Source organism: Nostoc sp. 'Peltigera membranacea cyanobiont' 213, from assembly GCF_002245975.1.
In the GTDB taxonomy this organism is placed as follows: Bacteria; Cyanobacteriota; Cyanobacteriia; order Cyanobacteriales; family Nostocaceae; genus Nostoc.
Genome location: NZ_NOLI01000195.1, coordinates 1 through 11,129, shown reverse-complemented (window position 1 = coordinate 11,129; position 11,129 = coordinate 1). Strand labels below are relative to the sequence as shown.

The 11,129-nt window shown below is 38.7% G+C and carries 13 protein-coding genes and 1 CRISPR repeat array; of the genes, 3 read left to right on the top strand and 10 right to left on the bottom strand.

Annotated elements, in window-relative coordinates; genetic code table 11:
• Positions 1 to 82: 82 nt before the first annotated feature.
• Positions 83 to 484: a CRISPR direct-repeat array (repeat unit 36 nt; unit sequence CCCTACCGATTGGGTTAAATCGGATTAGTTGGAAAC).
• A gap of 96 nt (positions 485 to 580) precedes the next feature.
• From CDG77_RS31340 to CDG77_RS31320, 5 genes are all read right to left on the bottom strand, one after another.
• Positions 581 to 1,714, bottom strand: coding sequence for a CRISPR-associated protein (locus tag CDG77_RS31340; RefSeq protein WP_094333119.1), 1,134 nt, complete (start codon positions 1,712 to 1,714; stop codon positions 581 to 583).
• Positions 1,715 to 1,757: 43 nt separating this feature from the next.
• Positions 1,758 to 1,988, bottom strand: coding sequence for a hypothetical protein (locus CDG77_RS31335; protein WP_094333118.1), 231 nt, complete (start codon positions 1,986 to 1,988; stop codon positions 1,758 to 1,760).
• A 49-nt stretch (positions 1,989 to 2,037) separates the two neighbouring features.
• On the bottom strand, positions 2,038 to 2,262 hold the full coding sequence (locus CDG77_RS31330) for a hypothetical protein (protein ID WP_094333117.1): 225 nt from the start codon (positions 2,260 to 2,262) through the stop codon (positions 2,038 to 2,040).
• Between the two features lie 24 nt (positions 2,263 to 2,286).
• Complete coding sequence (locus tag CDG77_RS31325) at positions 2,287 to 2,787, bottom strand: PH domain-containing protein (RefSeq protein ID WP_094333116.1); 501 nt, start codon at positions 2,785 to 2,787, stop codon at positions 2,287 to 2,289.
• Positions 2,788 to 2,881: 94 nt separating this feature from the next.
• The gene (locus tag CDG77_RS31320; protein ID WP_094333115.1) at positions 2,882 to 4,534 is read right to left on the bottom strand and encodes an RAMP superfamily CRISPR-associated protein; all 1,653 of its coding nucleotides are present in this window, start codon (positions 4,532 to 4,534) and stop codon (positions 2,882 to 2,884) included.
• Between CDG77_RS31320 and CDG77_RS37075 the strand changes: the two genes are divergently transcribed.
• Complete coding sequence (locus CDG77_RS37075) at positions 4,533 to 4,676, top strand: hypothetical protein (protein ID WP_190234118.1); 144 nt, start codon at positions 4,533 to 4,535, stop codon at positions 4,674 to 4,676. The two genes, CDG77_RS31320 and CDG77_RS37075, sit on opposite strands and share 2 nt — an antisense overlap.
• Positions 4,677 to 4,680: 4 nt before the next feature.
• On the opposite strand, the gene CDG77_RS38160 is transcribed toward CDG77_RS37075, so the two are convergent.
• From CDG77_RS38160 to CDG77_RS38155, 3 genes are all read right to left on the bottom strand, one after another.
• Positions 4,681 to 4,917 carry a hypothetical protein gene (locus CDG77_RS38160; protein ID WP_223270080.1) on the bottom strand — a complete coding sequence of 79 codons (237 nt, stop codon included), beginning with the start codon at positions 4,915 to 4,917 and terminating at the stop codon, positions 4,681 to 4,683.
• 147 nt (positions 4,918 to 5,064) lie between these two features.
• Positions 5,065 to 6,204, bottom strand: coding sequence for a type III-B CRISPR module-associated protein Cmr3 (locus CDG77_RS31310; protein WP_223270079.1), 1,140 nt, complete (start codon positions 6,202 to 6,204; stop codon positions 5,065 to 5,067).
• Positions 6,186 to 8,192, bottom strand: a complete 2,007-nt coding sequence (locus CDG77_RS38155) for a Cas10/Cmr2 second palm domain-containing protein (RefSeq protein ID WP_223270078.1) — start codon at positions 8,190 to 8,192, stop codon at positions 6,186 to 6,188. The genes CDG77_RS31310 and CDG77_RS38155 overlap by 19 nt, the downstream gene beginning before the upstream one ends.
• Positions 8,193 to 8,265: 73 nt before the next feature.
• On the opposite strand from CDG77_RS38155, the gene CDG77_RS31300 reads away from it, so the two are divergent.
• Positions 8,266 to 9,396 (top strand): TIGR03985 family CRISPR-associated protein, encoded by a 1,131-nt coding sequence (locus CDG77_RS31300; protein ID WP_094333114.1) that lies wholly within the window; start codon positions 8,266 to 8,268, stop codon positions 9,394 to 9,396.
• Positions 9,377 to 9,622, top strand: a complete 246-nt coding sequence (locus CDG77_RS31295) for a hypothetical protein (protein WP_094333113.1) — start codon at positions 9,377 to 9,379, stop codon at positions 9,620 to 9,622. Before CDG77_RS31300 ends, CDG77_RS31295 begins: the two co-directional genes overlap by 20 nt.
• 524 nt (positions 9,623 to 10,146) lie before the next feature.
• Here the strand turns inward: CDG77_RS31295 and CDG77_RS31290 are convergent.
• Both CDG77_RS31290 and CDG77_RS31285 read right to left on the bottom strand, forming a co-directional pair.
• Complete coding sequence (locus tag CDG77_RS31290; protein WP_223270077.1) at positions 10,147 to 10,380, bottom strand: Rieske (2Fe-2S) protein; 234 nt, start codon at positions 10,378 to 10,380, stop codon at positions 10,147 to 10,149.
• Between the two features lie 112 nt (positions 10,381 to 10,492).
• The gene (locus tag CDG77_RS31285; RefSeq protein ID WP_094333112.1) at positions 10,493 to 10,786 is read right to left on the bottom strand and encodes a hypothetical protein; all 294 of its coding nucleotides are present in this window, start codon (positions 10,784 to 10,786) and stop codon (positions 10,493 to 10,495) included.
• Positions 10,787 to 11,129 lie beyond the last annotated feature (343 nt).

Sequence of the window (11,129 nt, the reverse complement as noted above, 5' to 3'; positions counted from 1 at the left end):
TTTTGATAATGTATCAATTAAGTTATCTAAAATTTGACTAACCCAAGTGTTTTTTTCTCACTTGTGAGAAATCCGGGTTTACCCCTACCGATTGGGTTAAATCGGATTAGTTGGAAACACATGCCTCCAGCTCCTTCGAGTTCAGCTAGTTTCACCCCTACCGATTGGGTTAAATCGGATTAGTTGGAAACCATACATTTGGTTCTTCTGGCTCTTTTTCTTGACCCTACCGATTGGGTTAAATCGGATTAGTTGGAAACGTTGACAATACCTGTTGTAAGAGCTGGCAAAATCACTTTCCCTACCGATTGGGTTAAATCGGATTAGTTGGAAACAGTGTGGTTTGTAGAAACCATATTGGATTAGAGGAACCCCTACCGATTGGGTTAAATCGGATTAGTTGGAAACAATACGGGATTTCTAAAAGAAACCGGATATTCTATTTGCACCCTACCGATTGGGTTAAATCGGATTAGTTGGAAACAATTAAAAACCTCCTGTATCCGTAACTTGGAGCAGGAGGTTATTTTTAATGACAACAAAGATTTAACAAAATGATGATTATTAATTTTTTCCTGATTTAAGGATTTTTATTAACTTCTTCCTCTTTACCATAGCGATATAGAATTAATTTTCCTTGAGAAGAACGACAGCTAACCCGCACTCCTTGAGTCACGCGAAAGTGGTCAATGTTTCCCATATTAGTATACTTGTCATACTGCAATCCCCCATGCTTTTTGAGAATAGCAGTATCACCATCAGAATCTTCTAAGAGATAAGAAACTTTAGCTAAAGTCTCTTGTAACTTTACCCTTGGTTGCTTCTCCTTTACCTTTTTGTAGTCAGCTTCAAATGAATCTTGATATTCTAAATTGAAGAAAGAAAGTAAATCTTCTGAAAGCAGATCATCTTTACACTGATTCCAAATTAACTGTCCCCAAGTCGAAAGTGTCATTTTCTCATCAATTTCTGCAAGCATAGCTTCGGGAATTCCGACTGTTTCACTTGCAGAAAGTCCAGCGCCAGCATCCAATAATGCTAGTTGACGTACATAAGGTTTAATTAACGAAACATCTACAGCTATAGGTAAGCGCGGAATCGTAATTAAATCAGATTTTTCACCTTCAAAGATATAAATTATTTCATCGGCATAAAACATCCCAATAGTATTGAGATAACCTTGTAAACTCTTGAAACTACCAACCAAATTAAAATAAATTTTGTATTTATCTCGTTTCAATTGTGGTATGGTATCTTCTAACCAAACAATCAACGCATCAATTCCCAGAGAAAAAGCTTCAGTACTAGCAGTAGAAAGCCCAGTAGGAGCAAAGGTACTAGTATTATTTAATCCTTGTTTTCTGAGAAAATCTTCCACAATTTTAGCAGTGGTTTTACCTTGGGCTGTATCGGTAGCAACGAGAAAGTGAATATCTTCTTTTCCCTGACTTAAATTATCTTGATAAATGCCATAAATTCCATTCAATTCTGCACTAGCACGACGAATCTGGGAAATTTTAGCACCTGAAAGTTGTTCGTCGGCTCTTTTTTTGAGAATAGCAATAATCTGCTTGACATCCTCTGGTGTTTTCTCTTCATTCAGATTTGCTGTATCTCGCAAGCGCGAATACCAATCTTTTTCGTCAGGATTAGCTCGGTTGATTTGATTGGTGAGTAAGCTAGTACCAATGGTAGAGATAATAACTTGACGCATGATATGAAAGGAAAGTAGGGTGAAGATAAGAGATATTTTATCTTTAGTTGCGATCCACGCTGACCAAAGGTATCGCCCTAACCCAGGCGAAACCCATCCCCGGATTTCTCACCACACCTCTCAAAGCCTGTGCTTGTGCAGGGGAGCAGGGGAGCAGGGGAGACTTCAATGTGCCTTGATTCTTTCCTTTCTGCCCCTCTGCTCTATCAAACGCCTGAAGCTTGTGAGAAATGCGGGCATCACATCTGGTAATTTCTCTGCCAAAAATCATCATTTATCATGTTGAGAGTTAGATTCTTGAGTTTTGCGAGAATTATCAGCAATCAATAGTCATCGAAATCATCCTCATCATCAAAATCATCATCTGGATCTAATTCTTCATCACTAGAATCCGGTTCGGGACAGTCTACATTTTCAACTTTATATGCACCCCAAAGGTAATTTTCAGTTTGGCGATCGCATTGCTCCTCGATCCGTTCTAAGCTTTCTTCAGTAACAGATTCATTACTTGAATTAAAATTAAAACCGAAAGATGTATCACTTGGCATAATTTTCACCTATTCAAAATTATTTTAATCTCGACGTATGACTCGTTTGATATCTTTATCATCATTGAAGGCTTTTCTAATCTTTTCAGCAACTCCTAGAGCGTTAGGAATAGTATATAGAAAAAGCTTTGCATGAGAATAATCGCTAGAGAATACCCGAATATCTCCTAATAAAAGTGGTTTTCTACCTAAGCAGGTTCTAGCAAAATCTAATAATTGGTATATCGGCCCTCTTTCTACCTGAATATCCAGCACTCGATAAAGCTCAATAAAGTTGACTTCCTTCCAAAAAACACCAGACTTGGTAATTAACCTTTGGGTAGTTAAAATATAACTGGTGGAGCGAATCCGAATATATTTCCAAAAAAAATAAGGCAGAGGTAGAATCGTCCAAAATAGAAGAATTAGCAGCAGATGCCAGAGAAAATTTTCAACTAAGATTTGGACTAGAGAAGGATGAAAGTTTAAAATTCCCGATTCTGCTGCTTGTGAAGTGATGGTTGTTTTGTTGAATTTCTTCATCATCTCTGCTCCCGATTGCTATGTAATTGCTATTTCTGATTGCAATTGCAGTATCACATAGCAGTGGAAACAGAGATTTCCAAGGTATAGCGGATTTTCAAGTATTAAAAACTGGTCGCGTTCCCCAAGTTAACTGTAATTGTGCATTCTCTAAGCTTTGAATAAAGGGTTGAAGTTGATTTCGCCAAAGAGTGCGATCGCCATGAAACATCGTGACAATTTCTAAATATTTATTTCCCTCAATAGGTAACATGCGATGCCATACAGAACTCACAAATCTAGGTTCTCCTGGTCTTTCTCTACCACCAATAGCGGGAGTTATTTTGAAGGGTTCTTGATGAAATAATTTAATAGCTTGGGAGTTGTCGAAAACTTCACTATAAACAGTCACTCTTTGAGAATGCCATGCTTCCCGCCAATCTCTGACAAATATAGGGGAATTAATCGCAAGATATTTTTGACAACTCTCATAAAGTTGATTGAGAAAATTACCTAAATCAGTTCGGTTATTGATTGTTATAAAATTGGATTGTGAAGATATCCAATGACAGCCAATATCAAATTTACCATATTGTTGAAGATAGCTAGGATAAAATTTTTCATGCGATACCCTACGCCATGTTTTCCCAAAACCTCCCATAATATAAGCAAATTGCATGACTAAATTGACAAATTGACGTTCAGCTTCGGGAGCTAATATGTGTAGAATTCCTTTTGTGTGATAAGTGTTGTTTGGCGTTACTTTTCTGGGTTGCTCCCAATAAATCTCAACTTTCCCAGGAGCATTGGTGCTGCCAAATAAATCATCAGTTGCTTCTTCGATACGGTTTTTATTATTACAAACCCCAGCCAGTAAACGACTTACATGACCTCTAAGTGCAGCTTTAAAAATATTAGGTCGAAATTCTAGTTCCCCGCTTAATAGTTTTGAACTTACACCAGTTCCTTCCAACTCTATATGTAGAGCTTGGTTGTATAGTGGATTATCTTTGATGGTGTATTCTGGTATATAGCCAGAGGCAAAGCCATAGCCTGTGCTGGTTTTACCTCCTAAACCCTGTCGGAGTGCAGTGGTTAAAATAGTTTCGACTTCTCTCCAATCAATGTTTTCTTCGTCAGAATTTCTAACAGCACTGCTAAACTCGAAAATCATTGTCGGTTCGTAGAAACTAATTAAGGCGTATGCTGATGGGGAATCCTGAGCTTCAACTTGTCGTTTTTGCTGAGGATGTACGATATCTTCAATCAAGTAGCAACTTTTTGGAACTTCCCCTTGTTTTGCAGGTTGTCTTTTCTTGCGTGTCCAATCACCAACAGGATAAGCACCATGAAATCTTAACTTACCTGGGCGATCGGCATCACCACAATATCTTATTTTCTGCTCATGGTTACAAGCTCGCCGAAACAAACCCTTAATGCTACTCCCAGGAATATAGGGAATTCCATTTTTCCCCAGTACCGGACGAAGAATAGTATCTTGACCACCATTACTAACAACCCGGCCATTAAATTTAATTTCCAGACAATAAATTGAAGTATCTTGTCTTAGTGCTAACTTACTATGTGGGTCAGGTTTTCTATCTTGTCTAAGTATAGGTTTAGTATGTGTATATGGATTTCCATCTTGCTTGGGATCTACCCATTCTTGTAACCATTGCTTACGGTCTTCAGGTTCTGATGCGTATCGTAAACTACAACGTCCTTCTATTTGAGCAAGGTACATTTTAGGAATCGGTGGTAAATCTGCCATGTTTTCTTCTTTGTTTTATGGGAAAATTGGCGTTGCTGAATCAGAGTATGAATTGACATTTTTCAATATAACTAAACAACTATTCTTTGCGCCTTTGCGTGAGACTAATTCATACTTTCAATTAGCAACGCTGGAAAATTAGCTATTTATTTGTAACGTTGCGTCCACCATACTAAACAATCACAAAGTTGAATTAAAACAGCAAGTGCAACTTCTTGCTTGTCACGGGATAGTTTCCATAATTCATCTTCTTCCACCTTCACATCTTTATGTAAAGGTAAGTCAATATCTTCCTTTGTCAGGTCTACTAATACATTCCACACATCTTCCCAATAATCTGCTTTTACCTTCTCAATATTTGCTTTATCCTGCTTTCTATCCAAACGAAATACCTTTTTTGATTTGCTCTGTAGCGACTTGACTCACCCCAAAATCTTTCGAGTCCATAAGCAACTGCCTCTCGCATTTTATATGCTTCTCTTAAGCAGCCTTCTGATCGCTTTGGCGCAAAGAGGAGTTTTTTGCAGAGGTTAGGCGATCGCACTTGGTAAAGGTAGCGCTAACCCACATCCCCAACGTTTCAAAGATGGCCCTTCTTTCGGAAACCACTCATCAGGCCATTCTTGCCAAGGTGGAATATCTTCTTTTAAGACATAAACAGTTCCCGGGGGAACCGCATAGCGTCCCCGCGACAGTCGTTTGGTTTTTCCCTCACCTCCCAATCGATAGCGGAAAGGACTAGGACGTTCGGTGAGTAGAGTTTCTAAATAGCGATCGCCATCCCACTCTGCGGGAAAGCGAGTTGATAGCCGATTTGAACCCCAAATAGCTGGGGTAATTAAGGCAAAACTTTTACCAACATTATCGGTGAGAAGTTTGAGAAGATTCTTGTTAGATTCCTTCAATTGCAGACATCGTACATCTACCATATGTCCCTCACCCCCAAAGCGATACCAACCATCCTTGATCTCTTCATTGCTGAGATAAACTAAGCAGTAATCGGGATCTAATTGCACTCCGTTTTCTAAAAATAAACTGCCTCTTTCGCTATTATTTTCCAGTGTTTCTATTTTGACGCACCGTTCGTCTTCTCTCAGTTGAGGATGCAAATGTGGGATTGGTTTCCAAGGAGATTTCTTGACTTGTGGAGGATTATGCCACTCAATTGATTGTAATTTTTCCCAATCTTCTATTGCTAACCAAGTTTCACTTTCAAATTTACCTGTGGGTGATTCTCCTTTTTGATTCAGCCATTTTTTACAGCCCACACACCTACTTAGTCGAAATGTGATGTGTTCTTCTCCTTTATTTACTAAGAAATTAAAAGGTGTGGGGACATAAAAATTTTGGGGAGAATCACTTTTTGCCCAAAAAGGGCCAGCAAAATATAAAGGTTCTAGTCTGGCTTTGAGTTTCTTTTTGAGTTCATCTCCGTCTGATTCCTTTTCATATTCCTCTTGGGCGTATGCCGCAGAAAATAGACCAGATAAGGTTGCAGAACTAGGAGGAAAACTTGTCCCAGAACGCCCTACTAAGTTGTCTGGTGATAAAAATCTCCCAGCACTGCCATATAAAAAACCTAATGGCTCAATCACGATTAAATATTTAAAAAGTGATTTATCGACCAAGTTAGTGCTAGCATTCATGTCTTTTATTTCTGGTAATGACATAGGTGAAATCCTATTTTTGCGAGGTTAATAATCCAGTAGTTTAGTGATTTGGTGACATCCTTACAATCAGCTTCCTGATTACCAATAAGTCCTGTTTTTCCTTCTGAATCCCACAAGTGTTGTGTTAGAATGATTTCTTGATTGGGAAAATAAATATTAAATAGCGCCTTGGCTATATCTGTTTGATTTTCAAAAGCGTGACGTGACTCTAGTAGCGCTACATCTGCATAAATATGTCCCCAGTTTGCTTGTTCGCCTGTTTTTTGGTTGCGATCGCAATATCCCTGCAACACTTCCTGCAAACACCACCAAGGACATACCCAATCTAAATAATTACCACCATTAAACAGGATGCGAATGGCGAGGCGGTTACGTCCTTGATTCTTAGCTTTTTTCTCTACATCTCGGCAATGTTGCAGTATATCTCGCTGGGGAACACCCGACGCAACCCAGACAAATCCGACGCTAACGCCTATTGGTTTTTCGTGCTGTTTCCATAAAGCATTATCGTTTTCTGAATTAAAGTTATAAAACCAATCGAGACATTCTTGAGCCTTAAGTACAGGTTCTTTAAACAGGTTTGCGGCTTCTTGATGATTAAGTCCCGCTTCTACTAGGGCATTTTTAAATCTTTCATCATTTTGATGATTTTCTTTGAAGATTTTAGCAAATTCCTCTCTGAGTTCAAGAGAAATTTTTACATCTTTATGTAAACCTTTGTCCTTGAACTCTTGCTTAAAGTCAGTTATTTCTCTTTCTAATTTAGGTGATAGTTCTCCTATTTTATCACTTAAGTAATTTACCAATTTTTTGAGAAAAATTTTGTCCGGGGGAGTCCGATAAAAAACACAAAAAAAATCATCACCACCTGCGTAAATAATTCTCCCTTTTCCAGTCCCGTTCAAACTAGGTTTTAAATGATTTTCACCCCAATATAGCATTGCATGACTTAAACTGTTGGTTTCTGTATCCGGGTTATTATTTGGTTTTTTAGATAACTCTTTGAGATAGTCTCCTACTCGATCGCCATCACCTTGAAACCAGCCACTCCAACGATTATCAGGCTCGGTTTTACTTTGCTTTTTCTTTTTATCTAGTCTATTTAAATCGCGGTATGTTTCGGGAATTTCTGTAGTAGAAATTTGGAGTGGAGCAGCGATCGCATCTAAGGTAATCAAACGTTTAATCAGTTCGGGAATACTCAACTCCTCATCAGGATCAATAATAGCTGAACCATATTCAGATATTAATTCTTGACGTTGTTTATCATTAAGATTTGGATATCTCTCTTCCAGAAATCTGATAAAGCCTTGACCGTATCTCCCAATTAATCTATCACGTATTTGGTAATCTTTTTGATTGAGTTCTGTTCTAATATGCTCAATAAAATTATTTCCAACTGCATCACTTAGCTGGCGATAAAACTCTTTAATTTCTTTTTTTTGAGCCTGATAATCCCAGGTTTTCGGATCGTTGCTACATAAACTAGGAATAGCGATCGCATCTGCACCGGAGAGAGTTGAACTTTCCCCAGTCCAGTTTATTGCTGTCCAATTGCGCGATCGCTTAATTTCATTTAAATTACTTCGTGCTGTGGTAATCGTTTCACCTTGTCCCCAAAAAAATTCCCAAGCATAATTTGTCCATAAATTCCACTCCCGTCGCCAAGAATAATTTCCAGGAACCTTATTTTCAATCCATTGACGACAAGCTTGTGTAACCCCACTCCAAGAAGAGTTAAGAACTTCTTCAGCATCTTTTTTGCCAAAGTCACCTTTAATGATGATTTGGTTAGGAGTTCCTTGAGTCAGGTTGATAGTAGCTGGAGAAACAACCCAAAAACCTTGACATTTAGCTTCCCAGCAAATAGCACTAGCTATATAAGATAGGATAAAAGAACTACCATACAAGTCTCGCAACTTTCGAGATTTTTCGATAAACCCCTGAACGGGTGCAAACGTGATTGCAGTATAAATTTGCTTCGTCATAGACAGGGTATTCCAGTTGAATAGACCGATCCTTCCCCGTCTGGACAAACGATTCAAGAGCAAGTGAGGGTATATGCGTCCCCAGTTTGATTATCCTCCGACAGTGGAACTGTTGCAGATTTTGGCTCAGGGCAATAATTTGAAACAACACCTCCCGAAAGCGGTACGGTTATGGGTAATTTTGCGTTCGCTTTACGGTCAAGATAATGATGTCGTTAGAAAGAGCCTGAGTGATAGCTTTAGTTATGAAGACTGGTACAAAGAGTTTTTTACCGAAACGAAAAAACTCTCCTTCGACGATAAAGTTTATCACAATGGGCGAGATCAAAAACCTCCCTTTCACGATCCTGATTGTCCTTGTGCGAAATCTTTAGCCTATTGGTTATTTGACTCAGAATTAACACTGCCAAAACCAGAATGGGTGCAGTCGTTTTTACAAGTTTATCCCATGAAACCAGAAGATTTAGAAACTTTCTTAGCTACTGGTAAGAATCCAGAGATTGAGAATAATAAGCCAAAGAATCAATTACCAAATGTTAGTAGCAAAAACAGTAAGCGGAAAAAATATGCCGAGCCATTTCCTAATGGTCGATTGTTTGCCATAACACGCAGAAATTTACAGGAGAATGATTTTGCTACTTTAATAGAATTAGGTTGGTTAGAACCACAGAAAAATCAAGCAGGTGAAATTCTGACTCACCATTACCGCAAAGTCGAAGTATTTCCTTCTATATCAGGCTGGAAAAACTCTGTTTTACCCAGTCATTTTATTCCTCAAGTTGACTTTACAGAAATTTCTGATACTTATTTTCAACCCATCAATGGAACTCAACGATTTTTTATGCACGTGGAATATGTTGTTTCCAAAGATGGAATTGACCGGGTAGGAAAATGGAAAGATGAACTAAAAATAATCTGGGAGAAAATGCCTGTAAATCCTATTGAAATTCTTTATGATAGCGCCAGTTTATCTAGAGAAGCATCCCGAATAGTTTATCCAGTCTGTATCTATTATTTTCAGCGTGCTACCTATCTTTGTGCTTTTGGTCAAACTCTAAAAAATAAAAGGACTATTAATTGGCATAATTATCGATTAGATCGGGTTCAAGAATTAAGAGAATTAGATTGGCTAAATCCAAGTATCCCAGCCGAATTACGCCAGCTTCATGACACCAATCAACTCAATGTGCTATGCTTCCCCTGAAGTGAGGCGAGTTTCCCAAGCTGATAAATTGAACGAGCATTGTGCAATTTTAGCCGATTGCTATCGAGACAAAGAAGCTGTTTGGAATAAATTCAAAGGTGGTAAAGAGGGAACACTCTGGTTCTATCGTAGTTTGTTAGCTGTGTATCAAGGAAGTAGTCCGAGTTTTCTGAGTAATGAATTAGAGAGAGTAATTAGACTCTTAGAGCAACTTACTCAAGAATAGGGATAAAAATCAAGCAACAGCGTTGTTCCTTCTTTAGTTCACTCACAAATCCCACGCCCGGATAAGATAAACGTTTTAAAAGCTTCTGCTTCTTGCCTTAAAGTGCGTAACCTTTCATCATCACCAACATCTGACAAGAACCATCTTATGCTTACAGTGACATATACTACAAAAGGTATAACAGAAAATAAGATACCCTTATCTTTTGTCCGATATAAACTACGATTAATATCTTTTCCTCAAGCATCTCAGTATTTTAAGTATAAAATAAAACTTTAAAATACTAGGCTTAGTGAAATTTTGCCGCAGACTAGAATGGCACGCTTGTTAATCGCAAAGCCCTTGAAAAAATTTCACTAAGGAAGCAAACTCACAATACAAACAATGTCAGGGGAGCAAAGCATAACAAAGTTCTAAATGGTGCCGAAAGTAATACCCTGTTGTTTGAGCCACTGACGGTATGCAATAGAATAGCGATCGCTCGGTAAATGTACTTCTGCTTGCAAATTTAAAGGTAATCGCTGTTAAAGGCTAAACCGTGGTACGAACAAAACTTGGGTCTGTTTATTGACATATCCCAAAGAAAGACGAGCGCCACGATGAGGGCAAAGGTCTTGCCAAGCTAGAACTTTGTCGCCATTATGCCAGAGTACTAAATCTGAGCCTAATAAACGCAAGTGCTGTACTGTTCCAGGTTGGAGGTCTTGCGAGCGGGCTATTACATGCCAATCATTCAGCAAAATCTGGTCTTGCACCATGAGTATCGACACCCTTGAGGTCAAATACCTATATCTTAATCAGAGTGAACATGAAACTTGAACTTGATTTTGTCAGCGATCTGGTACGCTGGGCGCTTGCTTTTCGCTACCATCAACTACAAAAATCATCTACCCGAATATCTCGCCAGACATCAGAAACCTGCCAGGCGGAATTGCCCACAGATTGTACTGGAGGATTGTCAAGGAATGGAACATAGTCAGGAACTCTAGGCTTTGAAATCGCTACTGGTTTCTCCTCAACCTCAACCACAGGGGCTGGAGAATTGACAGTATTAGCTAGAAGTTGTTGGTCTTCAGCCTCCTCAATTAGCTTCATCTGTCTCAGGGTAAGCTTGTCGGATTTTTTGATGATCTTCTTGGTATCTGTATCATTAGAAGTTTTCATTGGCTGTTCCCTCGAAGGCATTGGCTTAAAATTTGTCTGGGTAAATTTGGGAGAAGTTAGGTATAAATAATTTGCACAGAATAAACACTCTACTGCAAAACTATGGAAAAGACGAGTCCCAAATTGTAAGAAATTATTAATTGGACATAAATATCTTTTTCGGGCAGATGCCTAAAAGCGATCGCTTTTTTGATCATTGTCTAGAAGTCAAAATTCTTTTGGGTTTTTGACATACGTTGACCTGTACCAATGCCATCGCTACGATCCAAAATACGCCTTTAGAAGAAACCATGACGGCACTCGCTGAGGTAGTGCGTCAGGGAAAAGCTCGTTACATCGGCTT

Bases quoted from the DNA above. Each gene is read 5' to 3' on its own strand.
- CDG77_RS31340 (WP_094333119.1), bottom strand. From the start codon at position 1,714: ATGCGTCAAGTTATTATCTCTACCATTGGTACTAGCTTACTCACCAAT.
- CDG77_RS31335 (WP_094333118.1), bottom strand. From the start codon at position 1,988: ATGATGATTTTTGGCAGAGAAATTACCAGATGTGATGCCCGCATTTCT.
- CDG77_RS31330 (WP_094333117.1), bottom strand. From the start codon at position 2,262: ATGCCAAGTGATACATCTTTCGGTTTTAATTTTAATTCAAGTAATGAA.
- CDG77_RS31325 (WP_094333116.1), bottom strand. From the start codon at position 2,787: ATGATGAAGAAATTCAACAAAACAACCATCACTTCACAAGCAGCAGAA.
- CDG77_RS37075 (WP_190234118.1), top strand. From the start codon at position 4,533: ATGTTTTCTTCTTTGTTTTATGGGAAAATTGGCGTTGCTGAATCAGAG.
- CDG77_RS31320 (WP_094333115.1), bottom strand. From the start codon at position 4,534: ATGGCAGATTTACCACCGATTCCTAAAATGTACCTTGCTCAAATAGAA.
- CDG77_RS31310 (WP_223270079.1), bottom strand. From the start codon at position 6,204: ATGTCATTACCAGAAATAAAAGACATGAATGCTAGCACTAACTTGGTC.
- CDG77_RS38155 (WP_223270078.1), bottom strand. From the start codon at position 8,192: ATGACGAAGCAAATTTATACTGCAATCACGTTTGCACCCGTTCAGGGG.
- CDG77_RS31300 (WP_094333114.1), top strand. From the start codon at position 8,266: ATGCGTCCCCAGTTTGATTATCCTCCGACAGTGGAACTGTTGCAGATT.
- CDG77_RS31295 (WP_094333113.1), top strand. From the start codon at position 9,377: ATGTGCTATGCTTCCCCTGAAGTGAGGCGAGTTTCCCAAGCTGATAAA.
- CDG77_RS31290 (WP_223270077.1), bottom strand. From the start codon at position 10,380: ATGGTGCAAGACCAGATTTTGCTGAATGATTGGCATGTAATAGCCCGC.
- CDG77_RS31285 (WP_094333112.1), bottom strand. From the start codon at position 10,786: ATGAAAACTTCTAATGATACAGATACCAAGAAGATCATCAAAAAATCC.